The organism is Allomuricauda sp. NFXS6 (genome assembly GCF_040148835.1).
In the GTDB taxonomy this organism is placed as follows: domain Bacteria; phylum Bacteroidota; class Bacteroidia; order Flavobacteriales; family Flavobacteriaceae; genus Flagellimonas.
Genome location: NZ_JAGEMG010000003.1, coordinates 44,829 through 68,203, shown reverse-complemented (window position 1 = coordinate 68,203; position 23,375 = coordinate 44,829). Strand labels below are relative to the sequence as shown.

At 42.4% G+C, this 23,375-nt stretch carries 25 protein-coding genes; 11 read left to right on the top strand and 14 right to left on the bottom strand.

What is annotated here, in order from left to right:
• The first annotated feature begins 18 nt into the window (after positions 1-18).
• Positions 19-744, top strand: coding sequence for a head GIN domain-containing protein (locus J4E06_RS05815; protein WP_349523097.1), 726 nt, complete (start codon positions 19-21; stop codon positions 742-744).
• Between the two features lie 63 nt (positions 745-807).
• Here the strand turns inward: J4E06_RS05815 and J4E06_RS05810 are convergent, their stop codons facing one another.
• The 4 genes from J4E06_RS05810 to glgB form a co-directional block, all read right to left on the bottom strand.
• The gene (locus tag J4E06_RS05810) at positions 808-2,139 is read right to left on the bottom strand and encodes an MFS transporter (protein ID WP_349523096.1); all 1,332 of its coding nucleotides are present in this window, start codon (positions 2,137-2,139) and stop codon (positions 808-810) included.
• Between the two features lie 63 nt (positions 2,140-2,202).
• Positions 2,203-3,009, bottom strand: coding sequence for a M48 family metallopeptidase (locus J4E06_RS05805; protein ID WP_349523095.1), 807 nt, complete (start codon positions 3,007-3,009; stop codon positions 2,203-2,205).
• A gap of 39 nt (positions 3,010-3,048) precedes the next feature.
• A complete protein-coding gene (locus J4E06_RS05800; protein ID WP_349523094.1) occupies positions 3,049-5,448 on the bottom strand; it encodes a glycoside hydrolase family 31 protein in 2,400 nt (799 codons plus the stop codon).
• A gap of 96 nt (positions 5,449-5,544) precedes the next feature.
• Complete coding sequence (gene glgB, locus J4E06_RS05795) at positions 5,545-7,440, bottom strand: 1,4-alpha-glucan branching protein GlgB (protein WP_349523093.1); 1,896 nt, start codon at positions 7,438-7,440, stop codon at positions 5,545-5,547.
• A gap of 158 nt (positions 7,441-7,598) precedes the next feature.
• On the opposite strand from glgB, the gene J4E06_RS05790 reads away from it, so the two are divergent.
• From J4E06_RS05790 to J4E06_RS05770, 5 genes are all read left to right on the top strand, one after another.
• Positions 7,599-8,177 carry a collagen-like triple helix repeat-containing protein gene (locus tag J4E06_RS05790; RefSeq protein WP_349523092.1) on the top strand — a complete coding sequence of 193 codons (579 nt, stop codon included), beginning with the start codon at positions 7,599-7,601 and terminating at the stop codon, positions 8,175-8,177.
• Positions 8,178-8,288: 111 nt separating this feature from the next.
• Positions 8,289-8,780, top strand: coding sequence for a peptide-methionine (R)-S-oxide reductase MsrB (gene msrB, locus J4E06_RS05785; protein WP_349523091.1), 492 nt, complete (start codon positions 8,289-8,291; stop codon positions 8,778-8,780).
• Positions 8,781-8,795: 15 nt separating this feature from the next.
• Positions 8,796-9,200: a peptide-methionine (R)-S-oxide reductase MsrB gene (gene msrB / locus J4E06_RS05780; protein ID WP_349523090.1), complete on the top strand. Its 405-nt coding sequence runs from the start codon at positions 8,796-8,798 to the stop codon at positions 9,198-9,200.
• Positions 9,201-9,364: 164 nt separating this feature from the next.
• Positions 9,365-10,756: a dihydrolipoyl dehydrogenase gene (gene lpdA / locus J4E06_RS05775; RefSeq protein ID WP_349523089.1), complete on the top strand. Its 1,392-nt coding sequence runs from the start codon at positions 9,365-9,367 to the stop codon at positions 10,754-10,756.
• Positions 10,757-10,932: 176 nt separating this feature from the next.
• Positions 10,933-11,214 (top strand): DUF3817 domain-containing protein, encoded by a 282-nt coding sequence (locus J4E06_RS05770; RefSeq protein WP_349523088.1) that lies wholly within the window; start codon positions 10,933-10,935, stop codon positions 11,212-11,214.
• Here the strand turns inward: J4E06_RS05770 and aroQ are convergent.
• The 3 genes from aroQ to J4E06_RS05755 all read right to left on the bottom strand — a co-directional run bounded on the left by aroQ (position 11,206) and on the right by J4E06_RS05755 (position 12,758).
• Positions 11,206-11,622, bottom strand: a complete 417-nt coding sequence (gene aroQ / locus J4E06_RS05765) for a type II 3-dehydroquinate dehydratase (protein ID WP_349523087.1) — start codon at positions 11,620-11,622, stop codon at positions 11,206-11,208. The genes J4E06_RS05770 and aroQ overlap by 9 nt on opposite strands.
• 69 nt (positions 11,623-11,691) lie before the next feature.
• Positions 11,692-12,156 carry a hypothetical protein gene (locus tag J4E06_RS05760; RefSeq protein ID WP_349523086.1) on the bottom strand — a complete coding sequence of 155 codons (465 nt, stop codon included), beginning with the start codon at positions 12,154-12,156 and terminating at the stop codon, positions 11,692-11,694.
• A gap of 77 nt (positions 12,157-12,233) precedes the next feature.
• Positions 12,234-12,758 carry a hypothetical protein gene (locus J4E06_RS05755; RefSeq protein ID WP_349523085.1) on the bottom strand — a complete coding sequence of 175 codons (525 nt, stop codon included), beginning with the start codon at positions 12,756-12,758 and terminating at the stop codon, positions 12,234-12,236.
• Between the two features lie 226 nt (positions 12,759-12,984).
• On the opposite strand from J4E06_RS05755, the gene xerD reads away from it, so the two are divergent.
• A complete protein-coding gene (xerD, locus tag J4E06_RS05750) occupies positions 12,985-13,890 on the top strand; it encodes a site-specific tyrosine recombinase XerD (RefSeq protein WP_349523084.1) in 906 nt (301 codons plus the stop codon).
• On the opposite strand, the gene J4E06_RS05745 is transcribed toward xerD, so the two are convergent.
• Entirely contained in the window at positions 13,887-15,194 is a 1,308-nt protein-coding gene (locus tag J4E06_RS05745; protein WP_349523337.1) for an NAD(P)/FAD-dependent oxidoreductase, read from the bottom strand. The two genes, xerD and J4E06_RS05745, sit on opposite strands and share 4 nt — an antisense overlap.
• A gap of 101 nt (positions 15,195-15,295) precedes the next feature.
• On the opposite strand from J4E06_RS05745, the gene J4E06_RS05740 reads away from it, so the two are divergent.
• The 3 genes from J4E06_RS05740 to J4E06_RS05730 all read left to right on the top strand — a co-directional run bounded on the left by J4E06_RS05740 (position 15,296) and on the right by J4E06_RS05730 (position 17,939).
• A complete protein-coding gene (locus tag J4E06_RS05740) occupies positions 15,296-16,723 on the top strand; it encodes an amidohydrolase (RefSeq protein WP_349523083.1) in 1,428 nt (475 codons plus the stop codon).
• A 73-nt stretch (positions 16,724-16,796) separates the two neighbouring features.
• The gene (locus J4E06_RS05735; RefSeq protein WP_349523082.1) at positions 16,797-17,291 is read left to right on the top strand and encodes an RNA polymerase sigma factor; all 495 of its coding nucleotides are present in this window, start codon (positions 16,797-16,799) and stop codon (positions 17,289-17,291) included.
• 3 nt (positions 17,292-17,294) lie between these two features.
• Complete coding sequence (locus J4E06_RS05730; RefSeq protein WP_349523081.1) at positions 17,295-17,939, top strand: DUF8845 family protein; 645 nt, start codon at positions 17,295-17,297, stop codon at positions 17,937-17,939.
• 1 nt (position 17,940) lies between these two features.
• On the opposite strand, the gene J4E06_RS05725 is transcribed toward J4E06_RS05730, so the two are convergent.
• Together J4E06_RS05725 and J4E06_RS05720 are read right to left on the bottom strand one after the other, a co-directional pair.
• Positions 17,941-18,762 (bottom strand): lysophospholipid acyltransferase family protein, encoded by an 822-nt coding sequence (locus J4E06_RS05725; RefSeq protein ID WP_349523080.1) that lies wholly within the window; start codon positions 18,760-18,762, stop codon positions 17,941-17,943.
• A gap of 39 nt (positions 18,763-18,801) precedes the next feature.
• A complete protein-coding gene (locus J4E06_RS05720) occupies positions 18,802-19,314 on the bottom strand; it encodes an NUDIX hydrolase (protein WP_349523079.1) in 513 nt (170 codons plus the stop codon).
• 133 nt (positions 19,315-19,447) lie between these two features.
• On the opposite strand from J4E06_RS05720, the gene J4E06_RS05715 reads away from it, so the two are divergent.
• Entirely contained in the window at positions 19,448-20,164 is a 717-nt protein-coding gene (locus tag J4E06_RS05715; protein WP_502877339.1) for a peptidylprolyl isomerase, read from the top strand.
• A gap of 47 nt (positions 20,165-20,211) precedes the next feature.
• Here the strand turns inward: J4E06_RS05715 and J4E06_RS05710 are convergent, their stop codons facing one another.
• From J4E06_RS05710 to J4E06_RS05695, 4 genes are all read right to left on the bottom strand, one after another.
• Positions 20,212-20,703 (bottom strand): DoxX family membrane protein, encoded by a 492-nt coding sequence (locus J4E06_RS05710; RefSeq protein ID WP_349523077.1) that lies wholly within the window; start codon positions 20,701-20,703, stop codon positions 20,212-20,214.
• Positions 20,704-20,714: 11 nt separating this feature from the next.
• Positions 20,715-21,860: a hypothetical protein gene (locus J4E06_RS05705; RefSeq protein ID WP_349523076.1), complete on the bottom strand. Its 1,146-nt coding sequence runs from the start codon at positions 21,858-21,860 to the stop codon at positions 20,715-20,717.
• A gap of 157 nt (positions 21,861-22,017) precedes the next feature.
• Positions 22,018-22,629: a trimeric intracellular cation channel family protein gene (locus tag J4E06_RS05700; protein WP_349523075.1), complete on the bottom strand. Its 612-nt coding sequence runs from the start codon at positions 22,627-22,629 to the stop codon at positions 22,018-22,020.
• Positions 22,630-22,631: 2 nt separating this feature from the next.
• The gene (locus J4E06_RS05695) at positions 22,632-23,348 is read right to left on the bottom strand and encodes an RDD family protein (RefSeq protein ID WP_349523074.1); all 717 of its coding nucleotides are present in this window, start codon (positions 23,346-23,348) and stop codon (positions 22,632-22,634) included.
• Between the last annotated feature and the right edge of the window lie 27 nt (positions 23,349-23,375).

Genomic DNA, 23,375 nt, shown 5'->3' with positions numbered 1-23,375 from the left:
CAATTTAAACACAAGATCATGAAGAAATTTATCACACTTACGGTAGCCATAGGAATGATGGCTTGCACCAGCGCCCAATGGGGAAAACGAGTTAAGGGCAATGGCGACGTTGTTACCATTGAACGCTCTGTGGGTGATTATGACGAAGTAGCCATGGCCGGCTGGTTCGATGTGGAATTGGTATCCGGTACCGAGGGAGAATTGACCCTTAAAGGGGAATCCAACCTATTGGAATACATCAAAACTGAAGTAAAGAACGGCAAATTGGTCATCAAGGTAGAAAAAGGGGTCAACCTTAAGCCGTCCGACTGGAAAAGGGGAATTTATGTTACTGTTCCCATAGAATCAGTTAGCGGTGTAAGCCTTTCGGGGTCTGGAGACCTCGTTGGGAAAACAACCCTCAAAGCGGACCGTTTTAGTACTGCCATGTCCGGTTCTGGAGATGTAACCCTAACAATAGAGGCTGATGAAGTAGAAGCATCATTATCGGGCTCTGGAGACATTAACCTGTCCGGTAGAACAACTGACTTTACGGTTTCGGTTTCAGGCTCGGGAGACATCAAAGCCTACGACCTTGAAGCTGATTTTGTTACGGCTACGGTTTCCGGTTCTGCGGATATCAAAGTAACTGCCAACGAATCCATAGATGCCAGAGTGTCCGGTTCGGGTGACATTCAATATCGAGGTAACCCTACAAAAATCAGATCAAAATCTTCCGGATCGGGAGACATTACCAAAGGATAATACTGAGTTTATCATCAATCAAAGACTGAAAAAGCCCTGAGATTATCAGGGTTTTTTTATGTTTTAGTTTGATGTTTTAACCTTATTGACACGAAGCAACAAGAAAATACCTATTAGGAAAAAGAGTCCTAAAAATATGGTACTATTGCGCATACTTCCCGTAAGCTGGGCGATAATTCCATACATAAGTGTTCCTATAATGATGCCAATTTTTTCGGCGACATCATAAAAACTAAAAAACGAAGTAGTGTCCGTGGTCTCGGGTAAAAATTTGGAATAGGTAGAGCGAGAAAGTGCTTGAATGCCCCCCATGACAATTCCGACCAACCCTGCAGCAATGTAAAAATCCATTGGAGTCTGAAGGAAATAGGCATACACACAGAGCATTGCCCAAATAACATTGATCACCACAAGTGTTCGGATGTTCCCAAAAGCTTTGGAGGCCCATGCAGTAACCGTTGCCCCTAATATGGCAACTATCTGGATTAATAAAATGCTCACGATCAATCCCGTTGTACGTTCATTATCCGACCCCCATACAATTTCCTCTTCACCGAAATAAGTGGCAATCAACATAATGGTCTGTACTGCCATACTGTAGGTGAAAAATGCCCCTAAGTAACGTTTCAGTTTTCTATTTTCACCGAGTTGCTGCCAAACCTGCTTTAGCTCTTTAAATCCATTAAGGATGATATGGTGGCGTTCCCCTTCGCGTTTGTACCCTTTGGGCAAATGTTTAAAAGTATATTGACTGAACAGCACCCACCAAATCCCAACAGTTATAAAGGAATATTTCATGGCTTTGATTTCCGCAACCTCTCCGCCACTGTCTGTAATTCCAAAGAAATCGGGTTCCATTACCATAAAAAGATTAAAAACCAATAAAATCACACTACCTATATACCCAAGGGAAAATCCTTTGGCACTAATACCGTCTTGTTGCTCTGGGTAGGCAATATCTGGCAAATAGGAATTATTGATGGCAAAACTGACCCAAAACCCGACCAGCCCGAAGAAATAGCAGGCGAGACCAAAATAGATATGTTCCAAGGAAAACCAGTACAATCCAATACATGATGCTGCGCCGAGATAACAAAAGAACTTGAGGAACACTTTTTTGTTGCCCAAATAATCGGCCACACCAGAAACCAGCGGAGTTACAATGGCGATGAAAACAAAGGCCAATGAGGTTACATAACTGATCAATGGGGCCCGTGCTATTTCACCTCCAAAAATAGTGACCTGTTCTATGCCAGCGGTCCTGAACAGTAGTCCATAAAAAAGCGGAAAAATCGCCGAGGAAATCACCAAGCTGTACACAGAATTGGCCCAATCGTAAAACGCCCAAGCATTCAGTAGTTTTTTACTTCCCTTTAATGCCAGTGTCTGTACCATAGCTTTCTAAAAAAAGTCATTTCGAACCAAAAGATTCGAAATGACTTTCTCTTTTATCTTTTTCTATTTGAAGGAAGTCACCCCAAATTTACGTGCTTCTGCTTTTGCTGCAGGGGCCCAAGCCGTCAAATTACTGATTCTGGTATCATTGGACGGGTGTGTACTCATAAACTCCGGAGGTGCTTCTCCACCAGCGGCTTTCATGCGCCTCCATAGTTCAGCGGCCTCGTCAGGGTTGTACCCCGCTATCGCCATAATTTGAAGGCCGATTCTATCCGCCTCGGTTTCATGTTTTCGACTAAAAGGAAGCATTAACCCAATCTGGGAACCCACACCATAGGCTTGGTTGAACAGCCCTCTGGTCTCATCGTCTTTAATCGCCACGTTACCTGCTACAGCACCAATTTGCTGAAGTGTGCCTGCACTCATGCGCTGCGCACCATGATCGGCCAAGGCATGCGCTACCTCGTGCCCCATGACCACCGCAACTCCTGTTTCGTTTTGGGTTATGGGCAAAATTCCAGTGTAAAAAACTATTTTACCGCCGGGCATACACCATGCATTTACCGTTTCGTCATTAACTAGGTTATACTCCCATTGGTAACCATTTAAATAGCCCGGATGACCATTTGCATCCAACCAACGCTCTGCCGCAGAGGCGATACGCTGCCCTACCCTGGTAATCATTTGAGCCTCAGAGGTACCGGTGACCACTTTGTTGGATTCCAAAAATTGATCGTACTCGGCAAAGGCCATAGGAAATACCTGGCTGTTGGGATAAAAATTAAGCGTACTCTTCCCCGTAAATGGATTGGTCTTGCAGGCGGTTACCGCCATTAGCACCAAAAAAGTAAGACTGAGTTTTTTCATCTGGTAAATCGTGTTTTTGTCTCTGTAAATTACAAAATTTTATTTTCCGAAAATATGGAGTTCCGTGAAATCCTTGCCAACTTCAATGGAGTTATTGCCATTCAGCTTGATATCATTTAAATCAACTTCTTCGTTGTCAAGCTCAACCATTTCAATGGTAAAGGGCAGTCCATGGAAAGTTATTATAAAATTGTTGTAAGGTGTTATAAAGTTTCCATCCTTAAACTGTTGAATGATCAATTCGTTCTCCTTGCCCGTAAGTTTAAAGCGTCTTAAGCTATATCTCCCCTTTTTATAGTCGTATCCCTCTTGATGATCTTCGTATACCTGGGAATTTTCGGTACCTTCTTTAAAATAAACATCCAATGCCAGCTTTTCAATTTCTTTTTCGCCCACATATTGCTGTACGGGGTACTTTGGAATCATAGCCCCTTCCTTTATAAAAAGTGGTACTCTGTGGATTTCTGCGGACACCCATCTTTCAACGCCACCCTCGGTCAGTTCATCTGTCCAGTAATTGTACCAGTTTCCTTTTGGAAAATACATTCTCCTACCATGGGAATTGGGTTCTTGTACAGGACATACCAACATTTGTTTCCCAAATATGAACTCATCGGTCCTAAAATGGGTTTGATGGTCTTCTTGATCATAAAAAACCAAAGATTGAAGCATGGGAAAACCTTCCTTGATATAGTTGTAGAACATAGTATATAGGTAAGGTAGTAGTTGGTACCTCAGCTCAATAAATTCCCTAACTATATCCGTAATCTCATCGCCGAACGACCAAGGTTCTTGATCTCCGTGGTCACCACTGGAGTGTACCCTACAAAATGGATGGAAAACGGCCAATTGCATCCAACGGGCAAAAAGTTCGCCATTGGGTTGCTCGGCAAATCCACCAATATCGGAACCAACAAAGGAATATCCGCTCATACACATACGCTGCATTTGCACGTTGGCTATCCACAAGTGTTCCCAAGTTGCCACATTATCGCCTGTCCACGTAGCACAATAACGCTGGGTTCCCGCATATGCCGCCCTGGTAAGCACGAAAGGCCTTTTTGGGAACATAAATTTTTTAACGCCTTCGTAAGTGGCGCGCACCATCTGCATACCATACACGTTGTGTGCCTTTCTGTGACTACATGGGTGGCCATCATAATCGTGTCTCACATCCAAATTGGCGGTTTTTGAGGGAACTTCCATTATTGCAGGTTCGTTCATATCGTTCCATACACCGCTCACGCCCAAGTCGGCGATCATTTCTTTATACAGGTCTGCCCACCACTCGCGAACTTTGGGATTTGTAAAATCTGGAAACTTACATTCACCGGGCCATACTTTTCCCTTAAAATGAGGGCCATCTGCCCTTCGACAGAAAAAACCGTTGTCCATGGCCTGCTGGTACACCCAATAGTCGCGATCTATCTTAATGCCAGGGTCAATCATGGTTATGGTCTTAAAACCGTCCTCTTCGAGTTCCTCGATCATTTTTTTGGGATTGGGGAAGTGTTTGTTGTCCCAAGTAAAACATCGAAATCCTTCCATATAATCAATATCCAGATATATGGCATCGCATGGGATGTTGAGTTCTCTAAACTTTGAGGCGATATCCTTTACTTTTTTCTCAGGGTAGTAACTCCACTTGGATTGATGGAAACCAAGCGCCCAAAGAGGAGGTAATTCCGGCACACCTGTCAAATCCGTATAGGATTCCACTACATTGTACATTTTTGGGCCATAAAAGAAGTAATAGTTCATTTCTCCACCATCGGCCCAAAAGCTAGTGACATTTCGTTTTTCGGCAGCAAAATCAAAGTATGTACTGAACGAGTTGTCGAAAAAAATGCCGTAAGCCTTGTTTTCTTTAAGTCCTATATAAAATGGAATGGATTTGTACAAAGGCTCTTGGTCTTTTCCATAGGCATAGGAGTCCGTCACCCAATTGTTGACTCTTTTTCCTTTTAGGTTGGTGTGCGAAGCCTTGTCCCCCATACCGTAATAGCTCTCACCGGAATGGCACACCTTGCTCATCTTGACCACGTTGCCACCGTAGTCAAAATTCTCCTCCCAGTGGAAGCCCAGTTCGTCTTCTGCCAAAATTACATCCTCCATATCAACAATCTGGACCTTTAGGTTTGTTTTGTTGATGTATATTTTGAGTTTGGAAGTAGTGATTACATATTCCGGTATCTCGTCCTCCACAATTAGTTCGTTATATCCAAGATTTACGTCATCGCTTATGGCGTATGAGAAATCGGGCTCAAAAACATACTCGGTGGCATACCTGAAGCGAACCGCGCTATCCCTTAGTATGGTCACTTGGAGAATGACGCCGTTTTGGGTGGTAAAATATATTTTATCGTTTTCTTGTTTAAAATCAACGATATGATTGGGGAACTGATTCCCCCTAGTTGCAATTTCCGTATTGGTTATCATCTGTAATCAGTTGAGGCTCACAAAAGAAATATAAAAGCCTGAATAAATAAAAATATGTTTTGAAAAGCAATTAACTATAACGTTATAGTGGTTCGTTTATTTATAAACGACCACCCCTAAAGGTGGCAGGTTCATTAAAACGGATTGCTCATAGCCATTCCATGTCGTTTTGGAAGGTTTTATTGTTTTCTTTCCCATACCGCTTCCCGAGTACTTTTTATCATCACTGTTAAACACCAATTTTAAGGTAGAGGTTTTAGGAACGCCCAATCTATAATTTTCACGTGGTACAGGGGTAAAGTTGCAAACAATGATCAAATCGTCCTTGGAATCATTACCTTTTCTAATATATGATATCACCGTATTTTCTTGGTCATTGTATTCAATCCATTGAAAACCATCTGGCTTGAATTGTTTTTCATATAACGCGGGATAGGTCTTGTAGATCTTGTTCAAATCCTTTATTACTTCCTGTATACCGGAATGAAAATCGTATTGTGTCAAGTGCCATTCCAAGCCCTCTTGAAAATTCCATTCGGAAGATTGTCCAAACTCAGCCCCCATAAACAAAAGATTGCCACCAGGGTGCGTGAACATATATCCAAAGAGCAATCTTAAATTGGCAAAGCGTTGCCATTCATCCCCAGGCATCCGATACAGTAAAGACTGTTTGCCATAAACCACCTCATCGTGCGAAAAAGGCAACATAAAGTTCTCTGTAAAGGCATAGGTAAGACTAAAGCTTATAGCGTTCAAATTATACGACCTATGAATAGGGTCGTTTTTAAAGAACTCCAGGGTATCGTGCATCCATCCCATCATCCACTTCATACCAAAACCGAGCCCACCATAATGTACGGGCTTTGTTACCCCGGTAAAGGCAGTAGATTCCTCGGCAATGGTCTGTACACCTTTAAAGCTGGCATAGACCTCTTGGTTCATTTCCCGTAAAAAGGACATGGCTTCCAAGTTTTCATTATTCCCGTACATATTGGGTTCCCACTCCCCATCTTCCCGCGAATAATCCAAATAGAGCATGGATGCCACGGCATCGACCCGCAATCCATCCACGTGGTATTGATCGAGCCAGTAAGCGGCATTACTGATCAAAAAGGCCCGTACTTCGTTTCTTCCGTAGTTAAAAATGAGGCTTTTCCAATCAGGGTGGTATCCCCTTCGCCTGTCCGGGTGCTCGTATAGGTGCGACCCATCAAAAAAGCCAAGGCCGTGAGCATCTTCCGGGAAATGGGAAGGTACCCAATCCAAAATAACCCCTATGCCGCGTTGGTGGAAGGCATCCACAAGTACTTTAAAGTCCTCCGGTTTCCCAAAACGCGAAGTTGGCGCAAAATACCCCGTTATTTGATACCCCCACGAAGGGTCGTAGGGATATTCCATTACCGGCATCAACTCTACATGGGTAAAGCCCATCTCCTCCACATAATCCGCAAGTTCTTCTGCCATCTCCAAATAGCTGAGGGATTCCCAACCATTTTTCTTTTTCCACGAAGCTAGGTGCACCTCATAAACGGAATAAGGTTTGTCCAATGCATTTTTTTCTTCTCGGGTATGCATCCATTCGCTGTCCTTCCATTGGTAGGCATCGTCCCAGACCACCGAAGCTGTTTGTGGTGGCTGTTCACAAAATCGGGCAAAAGGGTCAGCTTTCTCCGTCCAGACATCGTTGTTATTGGAGTGTATTTTGTATTTGTATTTGGTGCCCTTGTCCACTCCGGGAATAAATCCTTCCCAAATGCCGCTGCTGTCCCAACGAACATTCAATTGGTGATCGTTGGCGTTCCAATAATTAAAATCACCGACAACGCTGACAGATTTTGCGGAAGGCGCCCAAACGGCAAAATATGTACCTTTAACTCCATCTACCTCCGTTAGGTGCGACCCCAATTTATTGTAGAGCCGAAAGTGTTTGCCTGCCTTAAAAAGGTTGATATCGAAATCCGTAAAAAAACTATGAGTAACTACCTTGGACATATAAGTGGGTTTAGTACTATACAATAATAAGCATCTTTACGCAAGAATACGATTATGGCAATAGGTTTGATGAATGATACGACATTTTTTAAAAAATGGAACGCTTTTTGATTTCTTTGTGAACATAGACAAATGAACAAAACCAAAAATCCAAAATCATGAATAAATTTAGTACAATTTTAGGGACCTTTATCGTTTTATTTTTCGCAGCATGCGAGGGGCCGCAAGGACCTCCGGGATTCGATGGGTTGGATGGACTTGATGGCCAAGACGGTCTTGATGGTATCCAAGGACAGGTAGTAGAGGTGGAAGGTGTCAACTTTGGCTATGACTTTGACGCCAACCTTTTTAGCACCTTGATTACTTTTTCCGATGTGACCAATTTCGAGGTTTTCGAATCTGATGCTGTTTTGGTATACCGTCACGATGGTCTGATTGACTTGAGCGATGGTTCTACCGCAGATGCGTGGACCCAAATTCCCCAGAATTACTTTTTAGAGGGAGGCACGATTCAATATGTTTTTGCGCACACCTTTGTGGACCTGGAACTTTTTATCGATGGTAATTTTGACCTTTCCAATTTGAGTACTGACTTTACGGACAATCAGTTGTTCCGAATTGTTTTTATTCCCAGCGAATTTGCACAGTCTCCAGATTTTGACGCTTCGAACATTGAGAGTGTGATGTCCAAATTACAAATTGATGAAGAAGAAGTCATCCAAATGGATATCCAATAGATTGTATAAAAATAGTATCTTAAGTCTCATTGATCATCAATGGGACTTTTTTATGGTTTTTTCTGAAAGGATTGCTGTAAAAATTCGTCCAATCAAATAAAAAATATAAGCATGGGAAAAAGATTGCTACTACTGGTTCTTGTTGTATTCGCCGGATGCAAGGGAACTTCACAGGAAGAGAAACAAGAAAGCGCAAAGGAAACTGCATTTAAAGTGAACAAAACCGATGCAGAATGGCGTGCTGAGCTTACGGATATGGAATATTACGTCCTGCGAAAAGCCGCCACGGAAAATGCTTTTTCCAGCGAGCTGTTGGACAATAAAGAAAAGGGCACCTATGTTTGCGCAGGTTGCGGCACACCACTCTTCAAAAGTGAGCACAAGTTTAAATCCGGAACTGGGTGGCCAAGTTTCGACCGAGAGATCAAGGGCAACGTAGCTTTTGACACAGACTATAAAATAGGTGTGCCCCGTACCGAAGAGCATTGCGCAGTTTGTGGCGGCCACTTGGGACATGTTTTTAACGACGGGCCCAGCAATACCACAGGAAAAAGGCACTGCATCAACGGAGCAGCTCTTAATTTTATTCCAGACAACAACTAAAAAGCTTAAACCTTTATGGATAAAAAATACGGTGTAAACAAAACCGAAGAGGAGTGGAAACAACAACTCTCTCCCGAAGAATATTATGTTTTGCGACAAAAGGGAACCGAACGGCCCTACACGGGAAAGTTCGATCTTCATTTTGAAAATGGCGACTACCACTGTAAAGCGTGCAATGCCAAATTATTTGAAAGCGAACATAAGTTTGAAAGCGGTTGCGGGTGGCCTTCTTTTGACCAGGCCGTAGCCGGTGCCATTGAATATATCAGGGACACCACCCACGGCATGGTTCGCACGGAGACCGTTTGCGCCAATTGTGGCAGTCATTTGGGCCACGTTTTTAACGATGGCCCCCGGGAAACTACAGGACAACGCTACTGCATCAATTCCGTGAGCATTGATTTTGATCCCGAAGAATAAATTAGGTTTTCAATAGAACTTTTTATCACAGGCACTTTTTTTAGCTGTTTCACAAACAAACCCATATTTGAGTTTTTTCAACTTGGGAAATGGGGATGGTTTTCCGTACTTTTGCACCTGCCGAGACGGCAGATTTCTAATCTAACAACTAAAATCAAAATCTAATGAGCAAGTTCGATATAATTGTTTTGGGAAGTGGTCCAGGTGGATATGTAACAGCCATCAGGGCATCACAATTAGGTTTCAAAACAGCCATTATAGAAAAAGAAAGTTTGGGAGGTGTATGTCTTAACTGGGGGTGCATACCAACCAAGGCACTTCTTAAATCCGCTCAGGTTTTTGAATATTTAAAGCACGCCGAAGACTACGGGTTGAGTGCCAAAGATGTAGACCGCGATTTTGATGCCGTTGTAAAAAGAAGCCGTGGGGTTGCCGATGGAATGAGCAAAGGTGTTCAGTTTTTGATGAAGAAGAACAAGATTGAGGTTATCAACGGATTTGGAAAGATAAAACCAGGCAAAAAAGTTGAAGTAAAAGCTGGAAACGGTGACACCACCGAGTATTCAGCCGACAATATTATAATCGCGACAGGAGCTCGCAGTCGTGAGTTGCCAAGTCTTCCACAAGATGGAAAAAAGGTGATCGGTTATCGAGAAGCCATGTCCTTGAAAAAGCAACCCAAGAAAATGATCGTGGTAGGTAGTGGTGCCATTGGTATGGAGTTCGCTTACTTCTATCACTCCATGGGTACCGAGGTAACCGTAGTGGAATATATGCCGAACATTGTTCCTGTTGAGGACGAAGATGTATCCAAGCAATTGGAGCGCAGCTTCAAAAAATCAGGAGTAAAGATTAAAACTTCCGCCGAAGTCACTAAAGTTGACACTTCTGGGGATGGGGTAAAAGCTACCGTAAAAACCAAAAAAGGCGAAGAAGTTCTTGAAGCTGACATCGTACTTTCTGCCGTTGGCATCAAAACAAACATCGAAAACATTGGTTTGGAGGATGTTGGAATCGCTACGGACAGAGATAAAATATTGGTAAACGATTACTACCAAACCAACATTCCCGGATACTATGCCATTGGCGATGTCACCCCCGGACAAGCTTTGGCTCACGTTGCCTCCGCCGAAGGTATCCTTTGTGTGGAAAAACTGGCAGGTATGCACGTTGAAGCATTGGATTATGGTAACATTCCAGGATGTACGTATTGTATCCCCGAAATAGCCTCTGTTGGTTTGACAGAGAAGCAAGCCAAAGAAAAAGGATACGACCTTAAAATTGGAAAATTTCCTTTCTCTGCCAGTGGTAAAGCCAAAGCTGCAGGAACCCCAGATGGTTTTGTGAAAGTAATTTTCGATGCCAAATATGGTGAGTGGTTAGGTTGCCATATGATCGGGGTTGGTGTAACCGATATGATTGCTGAAGCCGTTGTTGCCAGAAAATTGGAGACCACAGGTCATGAAGTGTTAAAAGCTGTACACCCGCACCCAACCATGAGCGAAGCGGTAATGGAAGCCGTTGCCGATGCTTATGATGAAGTAATCCATCTATAATAATTGAGCCAACATTTTTGTCGGTTCGAGTGATTTTTCGAAAGAAAAATTGTATCGAGAACCAAAATGTCATGCCAAAAACGATTCTCGATACAAAATTCCTTGGGAATTTCACTCGAATTGACTGTTTTTAGCTGCATTCTTAAAAAACAAAACAGGCTAATACACGTAAATTCATGCTTAAAATTTTTAGGGCCACTGCTATTTTAGAAGGTATTTCCTATCTACTCCTTTTCGGAATGACCATGCCGTTGAAGCATTGGGCAGATATTCCCGAACCGAACCAAGTTGTTGGTATGGCACATGGAATATTGTTTATTCTATATGTAGTGGTGGCCGTAATTTTTTGTTGGGAAAGAAAATGGAAGCTGAAAAGATTCATCATTCTTTTTATAGCATCGCTATTACCCTTCGGAACTTTCTACGCCGATAAAAAATACCTGAAGAATTTAGCTTAAGAAACTCTGGATGGCCAAATCATAGCTTTGGAGTCCAAAGCCTAGGATAACGCCTTTGGCCCCAGGTGAGATGTACGAAACGTGACGATATTCCTCACGCTGGTGCGTATTGGAAATGTGTACCTCGATTACTGGGGTTTCCACCGCCTTAACTGCATCGCCAATGCCTACAGAAGTATGCGTATAGGCAGCGGCATTTAGAACGATACCGTCGTAATCAAAACCCACTTCTTGTATTTTACCGATCAGCTCCCCCTCTATATTGGATTGATAGTATTCCAATGCTACATCAGGAAACTTTTCCTGTAATCGTTTAAAGTAATCTTCAAAAGTAGTTTTCCCGTATACTTCGGGCTCTCTTTTCCCAAGTAAATTGAGGTTGGGTCCGTTGATGATCATTAGTTTCATGCCATCAAAAATACAATAAAAAGAAAAGGGCAGGATACACCCACCCTTAATATGCCGTTGCTTTTTTAATCAATTGTTGATGGCAAATTGCAGACCGAATCCAAAAGCGGCCGCTTGGTTCTCACCAACATCACTAAGCACCACAGAAGGCCTCCAATCAAAATTGAGTACAAGCGGTACCCCATCAATCTTAAAATCGAGTCCCAGATGTGGACGTAGCGCAAAAATGTTATCAGAGTTTTTTATAAAAATAATACTTGGTCCCAAACCTGCATACCAGCGCAAGCCGGGTGCCCTAAAAAATCCTTTGTGGAATGAATATAAAAATGTGGCAATGGTGGCATTATCCTCAAAACCCAAATCTGCTTGCCCCACATGATTATCGGAGAAAAAGTATTTCCCAGATGCCCCAAAAAAGGTAGCTTCATCATAAAGATCTATTCCCAACCCAAGTGCAGCTCTGTAACTGGTTTGAGCTTTAATGGCCATATTGCCAAGCATCAAAAATGCCAATACTAAAAGTAATTTTTTCATTTGTTAAGTGTATTAAGTGATTAATATTCATAGTTTCTACTGTAAGATTTGGGGCTAATTAAAGCTATTCTTTCAATCTAAAACAAAAACAGAATTCCTAACGCTACCATTGAAAAATCATAATCATCGCTTATTTTTACATAAGAAATATTTAGTTCGGTATTACTGCTTATGTTTACCCCGACCATGGGTCTTATATAAAGTCCTCCCGTGTTCCCATCATTTACTCCGACTGCATAACCTACATCCGCACCCAATTTAAAATCGTAGGTGGGGTATATTCGAAAGGCCCCGGCCACCGGAATATATTGGATGTTTGGAAAGTCTCCTTCCACTTCCACCGGTCCAAGGTCTACCGTATCATTATTTATAAAGGCATTCATAAATCCTGTCGAAATACCTGCATCTATAAGTTCCGATACTCCCCAATGATACCCCAAATCGAGTCCAATTTCAAAATTTGAGAAATCAGAAATATCACCGAAGGGCACTCCTGCGTGAATCCCCGCTTTAAAATTTGTCCGGTCCACTCGTTGTGCCACGGATGAAAAGCTTACGGTAACCAAGGCGATGATCACCAATACAAATGTCTTTTTCTTCATTGTTAAAATTTTATTAACAACAGAACGTCATCATCACCAAAAAAGTGCCTTTTTATATAATTTTCCTACAAAATGAACATTTGTAATTTTCATCCTTTCCATTTCAAGTTGGAAATTATTGAAACTTATGGTTTTTATTTGTCCCAATTGACCAAAGGGCATTTTGAGTTGACCGATGCACGGTTTTAATCAATCTTGAAAATGGAATGTCACTATATTTGATGGCATGAACTGGCAACAAGCAATAAAAGACTACCAAAATTATTTGAAGATAGAAAGGGGGCTTTCCCAAAATTCTATTTCAAGTTATGTTATGGACCTTCAAAAACTTGTCCATTTTCTTGAGGCCAGTTCCATTGATGAGAAGCCAGTGGCGATATCTCGAGAAATAGTCCAGCAATTTATTTATGCCATCGCCAAAACAGTGAGCCCAAGAACACAGGCTCGGGTTATATCGGGATTAAAAGGGTTTTTTACCTATCTGGTCTTTGAAGATTATAGAGAAGACAACCCCATGGACCTTATTGAAACCCCAAAAATTGGAAGAAAGTTGCCCGATACACTTTCCGTGGAAGAAATAAACGACTTGATCAACGCCATAGACCTTTCCAAACCTGAAGGGGAACGAAACAGAGCGATTTTGGAAACCCTTTATGGCTGTGGTCTTCGGGTATCGGAACTCATCAATCTCAAACTATCCGACCTTTATTTTGATGAAGATTTTATAAAAGTGACGGGGAAAGGAGACAAACAGCGTTTTGTCCCGATCAGTCGGGTAAACCAAAAATACATCAATATATATTGGAAAGAAGTTAGGGTACATTTGCCCATTCAAAAAGAACATGAGGACTTTGTTTTTTTAAACCGAAGGGGCAAACAACTGACCCGTGCCATGATCTTTACCATTGTAAAACGTTTGGCCGAGCAAATTGGACTAAAAAAGAACATCAGCCCCCATACATTCCGGCATTCTTTTGCCACCCACCTTTTGGAAAATGGCGCTGACCTAAGGGCCATACAGCAAATGTTGGGGCATGAAAGCATTACCACTACCGAGGTATATATGCATGTAAACCGTACCCATTTGACACAGGTTCTCAAAGATTTTCACCCGAGAAGGTCGGAAAATTAATCCTGCATCAAGGTATCCCGCTCTACCCTGTTCTGCTTTTTGAAAGGTCTTATAATCAATCGAGCCTCACGGTCGAATCTTATGTAATTGTAGACCCAATTGATAAAGACCACTACCCTGTTCCTGAAACCAATAAGGAAGTACAAATGCACGAACATCCATACAAACCACGCGAACACCCCTTGAAACTTAAATTTGGGCAAATCCACCACCGCTTTGTTCCTCCCAACCGTGGCCATACTACCTTTATCCTTATAAACAAAAGGCTTCATAGGTTTACCCTCGATGGCACGCACCAAATTATCGCCAAGATTTCTACCTTGTTGTATGGCCGGTTGAGCCATCATAGGGTGTCCGTGCGGAAACTCCTCTGTTTCCATTTGTGCTACATCACCTATGGCAAAAACATTTTCCAGTCCCACAATTTGATGAAATTCGTTCACCCGTAATCTATTGCCTCGACAAAGAAGGGCTTCAGCATCCAAACCCTTTAGTCCTACCGCTTTTACCCCTGCGGCCCACACCAGGGTTTCCGCCTCAAAAATTGTTTTGGTGTTTGTGGATACCTTTTTGCCATCGTAATCGGTTACACGGATGTTCTTCCAAACATTTACGCCAAGTTCCTCCAAAAACTTTTCGGCCTTTCGGGAGGCCACCTCGCTCATGGCGGGCAAAAGTCGGTCGCTGCCCTGCACTAAGTTTATTTGAGCCCTTCGCGTATCTAAGTCAGGATAATCTTTGGGCAAAATTCCTTTTTTTATCTCGGCCAAGGCTCCGGCAAGTTCAACTCCCGTGGGACCACCGCCTACAATCACAAAATTCATCAAGGCATCCCGCTCGTGCAGATCATCGGTTAAAAGGGCTTGCTCAAAATTTTCCAAGATCAGGCTCCTTAAATTCAAGGATTGAGGAATGGTTTTCATGGCCATTCCCTTGCTCTCAATGCCTTTGTTGCCAAAAAAATTGGTTTCCGACCCCGTTGCTACTACCAAATAGTCATAAAAAATCTCACCTATATTGGTTTTGATTCTTTTGGTATCCGTTTTTACCTCTTGCACCTGCGCCAATCTAAAAAAGAAATTAGGGTAACCCTGCAAAACCTTTCTAATGGGGTATGCAATGGAGTCCGGTTCCAGGCCACCGGTGGACACTTGATAAAGTAATGGTTGAAAGTTGTGATAATTGTGTTTATCCAACAAGACTACCTGTGCTTCTTTTTGACTTAATTTTTTGGCTAAGGCAATACCTCCAAAACCGCCGCCAATAATAACGACCCTTGGATAACTGGATTGAGGAATGTTCATGCTCGACATACCCACAAATTTAAGTATTCCATACCAGTACAATAGGTGTTGGGGTTTGTTTTTTTATATCTTTAAAGTCTAACTCAAAAAAACTTCAACCCATGAGAAAATTCCTCCCTTTAGGTGCCTTGCTTCTTTTGTGCACCTTGGGTCTTCATGCCCAAAAAAAGAAAAATGATGTCATCAAGAATTTAGATTCAAAGTCTGAAAAATATAGTGAAATTGCCCATGAAATTTGGAACTTGGCCGAAATGGGATATCTGGAAGAGCAAAGCTCCGCCCTTTTACAAGAAACCCTTTCCGATGCCGGGTTTTCCATAGAGACTGGAATTGCCGGCATTCCAACTGCCTTTAAGGCCGAGTATGGCTCCGGCTATCCCGTTATAGGTATTTTGGGCGAATATGATGCCCTGCCCGGCCTGTCCCAAGAGGCCGTTCCAGAGAAAAAATCAGCCGGTGGAGAAGCCGGACATGCCTGTGGTCACCACTTGTTTGGAACCGCATCCACAGCTGCGGCCATTTCCGTAAAGGATTGGATGAAAGCCAACAACATAAAAGGAACCATCCGATTTTATGGGTGCCCAGCCGAGGAAGGTGGGTCAGGAAAGGTGTACATGGTGCGCGAAGGTGCTTTTGATGATGTGGACGTTGCGTTGCACTGGCACCCAAGTTCTGCAAATGCCGCAAGTGCAGGTGCTGCTTTGGCCAATAAATCGGCAAAATTCAGATTCCATGGTATTTCTGCACACGCAGCGGCGGCACCACAAATGGGACGTTCCGCATTGGATGGTGTGGAGGCCATGAACTATATGGTGAACATGATGCGGGAGCATGTTCCCGAAGATGTCAGAATCCACTATGTGATCACCGATGGCGGCAAGGCCCCGAACGTGGTTCCCGATTTTGCTGAAGTGTACTATTACGCAAGGCACAGTACAAGGGATGTGGTCGTTGATATCTTTGATAGAATGGTAAAAGCCGCCGAAGGAGCAGCCCTGGGCACGGGCACTACCATGGAGTACGAAATGATAGGAGGAACCCATGAACTGCTTCCCAACCTTACCTTACAAAAAATGATGTACGACAATCTGGTAAAAGTTGGCGGTATCACTTATAATGAAGAGGAAAAGGCCTTCGCCGAGAAAATATCAAAAAGCTTGGGCAACGAAAGCCTGAACATGGAAGTTGCGGAAACCGTTCAACCGTATAAAGAAACCGCCGAAGCATTTGGTTCCACCGATGTTGGTGATGTGAGCTTTACTGTTCCGACCGCCGGTCTGGGCACCGCAACCTGGGTCCCGGGAACGCCTGCACACAGCTGGCAAGCCGTTGCAGCCGGTGGCATGAGTATTGGCTCCAAGGGAATGATGGTCGCCGCCAAAACTTTGGCGCTCACCGCTATGGATATTTTTGAAAATCCGAAGACGGTAGAAGCTGCCAAAAAGGAATTAGAGGAAAGAAGGGGGAAAGACTTCAAGTATGTCCCGATGTTGGGCAACAGGCCACCTGCTTTGGACTATCGTAAATAGATTTCTTATCGCGCATTGTAACAAAAGCTGCTTGGTGCAGACTAATACATAAAGCAAACTTACCAACCGCTTAGTGAACAAGGAACTGGAACATCGTTTTGTAACGGAACTTGAGGACAATCAGAATATTGTCCACAAGGTGTGCAGTCTGTATACCAACGACAAAGATTCCCATAACGATCTGTTCCAAGAAATCACTATTCAGTTGTGGAAAGCATACCCAAAGTTTCGGGGCGACGCCAAGTTCAGCACATGGATGTATCGTGTGGCATTGAATACGGCCATAACCTTGTACAGAAAATCAAAAAAAAGGGTGAAGACCCAGGATTTTGATTCGGTCCTCTACAAAATCAAGGCCACGGAGTATGACGATACGGAGGAACGCCAGTTAAAACTGATGTACGACGCCGTTAAACAGCTTGGCGATATTGACAAAGCTTTGGTTTTTCTATATCTGGAAGACAAGGATTATTCCGAGATAGCCGAAACTTTGGGTATTTCCGAAGTAAATGCCAGAGTGAAGATGAGCAGGGTAAAAAACAAATTAAGAACCATATTAAATCCGTAATATATGTTGGATGAACTGGAGCTCTTGAAAAAAGACTGGCAGAAGCGGGAAGTAGACCTTCCCAAACTGTCCTATGAGCAAATCTATCCGATGACCAAAAAAAAGTCATCTTCCATAGTTAAATGGATTTTCTACATAAGCATCATAGAGTTTGTCTTTTGGGCAGGTGTCAATATAATTTTTAGCGGCCCAGAGACCATGGAAGAGCTCAAGGCCATGCATATCTATAAAGTGGTAATGGGTCTCAATATCATCAACTACGCCATTATTCTTTATTTTATCTACAAGTTTTATATCAATTACAGAAAAATATCATTTACGGATTCGTCCAGGAATTTGATGCGAACCATACTAAAGGTAAAACGTACCGTAACACAGTATGTTTGGTTCAATCTTATCATTTTTACAATAAGTGCGATAATTTATGCTTACGGGGTTTTGTTATATACACCAGAGGGTCAGGAATTAGCTGAGGTAGCCGCTCAAGATGGGGACAGCACGGAATTTTGGGCACTCATCATCATAACTTCGATTGCAATTACCGCTGCCGTATTGTTTATTATTTGGTTATTTTACAAACTCCTTTATGGTATCTTACTGAAAAAGTTGAGAAAGAACTATAACGAACTCAAAAGGTTGGAGGTTTAACCTACCCATCCAGCTTGCCTTTATAGCTGTAACGCCTTTTTTGGTTTTCCTCTTCATAGGCAAGCAATTCTTTTTGGGAAATCACTTTTAGGAAAGAAGGGTGCTGTTCAATGGCATACTCCAATTTTTCCAAGATTGCATCAATGGATTCATTGTCGTAATCAATTTCCAACGGCTCCTTTATTTGCATAGATTGCAAGATTCCCTTTTTCTTAACTCGAAGTCCTTTTTTGTCAAAAGACCTACGGAATCCATCAATTACGACAGGGACCACCACGGGCTTATACTTTTTAATGATGTGTGCCGTACCCTTTCGCAATGGTTTCCATGGTGTTGTTGTCCCTTGTGGAAAGGTTATTACCCAACCATCATCCAAAGCTTTTCCTATATTGGATATATCGCTGAACTTCACCTGTCGGTTCACATTTTGACCATCGGCCCTCCATGTCCTTTCAATACTAATAGATCCGGCATAAGCCAAAATTTTGGTGAGCAAGCTTTTCTTCATGGTTTCCTTGGCCGCTACATAATAGATATTTAGCTTGGGATTCCATAGATAGCCTAAATTTTTAATATTGTCATCCCTACCCTTTAAACTGGCATTGAACACGTGGAACATGGCCACTACATCGGCAAAATAAGTCTGGTGGTTGCTTACAAAAAGAACATTGTTTTCGGGCAGGTCACGAATAATCTGCGAACCTTCGATCTCCAGAGTATTGAATCCCTTGTATCGTTGGTGTGTCATCATACCTGCAATACGAATCAGCCATCGTTTTAAAAATAAAATATGACCAAAAGGATTTTTTTTAAACAGCCCCATGTACAGTGTTGGTTTAGATGGCAAATTTACAAAATAGCATCAAAGCGCTCGTCGTAAAAGCTCCTTGATCTCGCTCAACATCATTGCCGTGGCGCCCCAAACCGTGTAACCGTTTAATTTAAAGGCGGGTACATCAATGTTTTTTGCGTAAGAAGTGCTCAAAATTTCTTGAATGTGGTTGGAATCATCCAAAAAATCCCTGAGATACACCTCAACCAGGCTTTCCACCTCGTTTTCTTCCTTAATAAATGGCTTGGGATTAGGGTAAATGCCCATATAAGGTCTAACCAAAAAGTTACTGGGCGGGATGTATACTTCGCTCAGCTCTTTGATCACCTCCACTTCGGTCGGGTGTACACCCACCTCTTCGTGAGTTTCGCGCAAAGCGGTATCCATCAAATCCCTATCTACTTTCTCTACCTTTCCTCCAGGAAATCCAATTTGATTGGAATGCACGCCTTGGTACACTTTTCGGAGAATCAAAAGTAAGCGTGTTTTTTCATCGGCATCGGGATAAAACAATGCCATAACCCCTGCCTTCTTCGGTTTCATATCTTGCACTCTGTTCTCTTTCAACCACTGAACACGTAGTTGCGGGGACATTTTATGATGGGATTCCTCCCCTGGAAGTGGGAGATTTTTTAATTTTAGAGCAAGTTGAGAAAATTCATTAAAATCCATGCTATTGAGACAATCGGCTTTAACTACAATTATACTGTTTCTTTTAATCGTATCCTGCGGAGAATCCCCTAAAAAGGACAAAGACAAAGTTCAGGAAAATATTGCAAACACGGACAGCGTTAACGAAGTAGCGGTAGATTCCACCAAAATGGAAGAAGAGGAAGAAGAACCTTTTAAGCTCACCGAAGAAAACGCCATCGACTTCTTTTTTGACTATTCCAAAAAACTGAAAAAAGATAAGGTTAGACTCACCACCACCATGGGCAGCTTTACCGTTCAGTTGTACGATAATGTTCCGTACCACAAAGCCAATTTCATTTACTTGGCCAGACAAAAGTATTTTGATAACACCCAGTTCCACAGAGTGGTGAAGGATTTTATTATACAGGGCGGCAACTCCGATGACCGAAAAACCGCTAGAAAACGTGGAAAAATAGGAAGGTACTTGCTTCCACCTGATGCCAACAAAGGACACAAACACCATAGGGGGACCATTTCCATGCCCAGTAGCGAGAGGGACAACCCGCATAAATTGGCTTCACCCTACGAATTCTTTATCGTGGTCACCGACCCAGGCTCCTATCATCTTGACGGTTCCTACACACCCTTTGGCCGAGTGGTGGAAGGGATGGATGTGGTAGATGCCATAAATAATGTTCCCGTAGGCGATGGGGATTGGCCGTGGCAAAATGTTTATATCATAAAGGCTGAAGTATTGTAAACAATCAATGAAGGTCGTAAAAGTGAATTATGATGATCAAAAAAACATTATCCTCTTTTGAAGAGATTTTTACGGATTAAAATTCTTTGCATAAGTCCCTCCTGTTGATTTCCTAAAGGTATTTCGTGCTTTTTGTGGAACGTTTTCCTTTCATAAATAGATAAAAGAGCGGCAATGATTATTATATTCTTTATGATGTATTGCCCAATCAAGGTCAATGATAACGGTTCTTCACCAAACACATCATTTGGAAAAAAGAACAAGGGTGAAAATGTGAAAGCCATATGGGCTAAGGCCAGTAAAACAGCTTGCCTTCGGAACAGTCCAAAAACCAACAAAAAACCCAGGCCAACCTCCCAAATGGCAAGTAGGATTAGGGAAAACTCTTCCGGAATTAACCCAAAAGTAAGTTCGTGAATGGTGTTTTTTGCCAAATCCTCGGCAGGACTAAGGTTCGGGACAAATTTTAACGCCCCAAACCAAAAATAGACCAAGCCCACCGAAATTGCAATCAATCTATCCTTGGAAGATATCTTCATTTGCGAAAGGTTTAATTTTTGAATTCATTCATGAGTTCTGGGTTCACTTTCACCTTGTTTCTTGCAAATCGGTAGGACACTCCTACATTGATCAAATAATCGGCAAAAGCTGCATCTCCTTGTCTAGGCTCTCCTGTAATCTGTTGTGTTTCCAAATCGGTAACACTTTGTGGACGCTCCCTTCTTACGGCAAACGGCACATTTAGGTTCAAGGAGAAATTATCTTTCATAAAAGCGATTCCAGGGTCAATGGAAAGTACGTTCCCAGGTCTTCTAAAACCCTCATTCCCGCCGATCAGGTCTTTTACCGGAACGCCAATATAACTTGCGCCCAAAGAAGTTGAAATAGCATTGCTCACACTATAACTGACTCCACCTCGAATAGAAAATTGGTCAGGAACGGCCATAATCGCTTCGTTTTCTAAAATGGGGCTCAGCGTTTCCCTAAAGGTTCGGGTTCCGTTGGTTTCTCTGGGGTTGATTAAATAAAAACCTCCTGCGTAGGCAAAAAACCGTTCTGCGATTTTTTGGTACAGCTGAAAATCCAAGGTAATTCCAAAACCGCCATCACCCGGTTGGATACTCTGGTCCACGGGTCTGGTCTGCGGCCCGCCTTCGGGCCCAACATTATAAAATATGTCGGATGCATTATAACTGCCCGTTGGTATCTTGAGCCCCAATCCCAAGGCCAAATTTCCGTTTTGGTGTTTCTCTAGGTCAAACAACCAATACCCCACCCCTACACGAACATCGGCCAAGCCTCTGGAAAAAGTGGTGTTGCGTTCATCGCGGCCGTGTTCATATAAGGAAGAACGTGTGTTGATTACGGTAGGAATGGTAATACTGGCATACCACCTATCCGATATACCGTAGGTCAAAAAGAAATCCCATGAGTGCGAATGATTGATAACCTCTGTGTCGTTCGATACCCTATCTGGTTCTTCCTCGGTTCCCCTAAAATGACGAAAGGACTTGAAATACCTGTAATTACTTCCAATTTGAATGTCCCCGGGCCCCAACAAATTATTTTCCAAAGTGTTCCCCACACAAGAAGAAAAATGTCTGATGGCAACGCAGCCTTGTGCGCTTGCCTGATTGATTCCAAAAAAAGAAATCAACCCTAAAAATGTAATGATCAGTGATTGTGATGTTCTCATACCTGTTTAGTTGATTGGTTATTTAGGTTGCTTGAGAGCCAATGTAATCTTATACCCGTGGGGATGTTATTAATAAAAACGTAAAAAAGATTAATGGGAGATTAATTGCACTAAGCAACAACTAAATACTATTGCAAAAAAGTTAGGGAAGGATTCTTTATGTTTCCTTTTTGTAGATGTTGGGCAAGCGAACATCAAACTTAACGGCAATCAACCTTAACATGATGACCACAAAAATGGCTGCCACATAGGCATAGCTATCCTTAATCGGGAATTGCATAAAGAGGAAGTAACTGGCTCCTCCCAATATACATGCAGTAGCGTAAATTTCCTTTCGGAAGATCACCGGGATTTCATTGCATAAAATATCGCGGGTAACACCTCCAAAACAGGCGGTCATGGTTCCCAAAAAAAGACACATAATGGGCAAGAGTTCGGCTTCTAGACCCTTTTCTATACCAACCATGGTATAAAGCCCAATACCTATAGTATCGAACAGGAACAAAGACTTTCTCAAGTATTTGAGCTTGTTCACAAAAATGATGGCAAACACCACCGAAATAAAAATGGTGATGACGTAAGTGAGGTCCCGCATCCATCCAACCGGTGTATTTCCAATCAATAAATCCCTAAGGGTACCACCCCCGATTGCGGTTACAAATGCAATGATGAGTACCCCGAACAAGTCCAATTTCTTTTCCATTGCGACCAAAACCCCTGAAATGGCAAAGGCCACGGTACCCAGAATATCCACAGTTTGTAACAGCATATTTACATTTTTTGAGTGAAATAGTTATAATCCTTGATTACCACGTCCACAAATTCTATAGGTTGTAAGGTAGTCTGCACACCCAATACTTCACGGATACGCTTATCCAATGAGACAATAACATTGTGGTTTCCGCTCAATTTGGATTTATCATACAATTCTTTAATGGTCTGCATTTCTTGGTCTTTAAAAACAGTAACCTGTGGAAATGTTGGCTTATAGTCTTCGGGCAAGTCCCTTAACAAAGTGTCCTTTAATGACACTCGTTTTTTTTCACTGATGACCGTGGTTCCTGCAGCAATATCACCGATTCGTTGACCTTTTCCCCGAATCAAAATAGTCAAGACAGCAGCGCCGCCCGAAGTAAGACTCACATCAATAATCCTAAGTGCCCATCGAACAAAATAGTTGCCAAAATTAGGTTTTGACCCATCCAATTTCACCACACGAAGATTCATTGCACCTTTCCCGATGGTTTTACCATCCATTAAGGTCTCTAAAAGCAAATAATAGAAAAAAGCGGGTAACATAAGTATCAAATAAAATGCCCATTGATCTTCAATATCGATATCCACTGAAAACAAGAAAAGGACCACTAGAATAGTGTAGACCAAAATAATAAAGCTATCAATAATATAGGCCAACATGCGCTCACCCAGATGGGAGGTGTTCTGATTGATAGTTATATTTTGGGCCGTTTCTATTTGAAATTGTTCCATATTTTAGTTTCTTTACTTACAAACCAC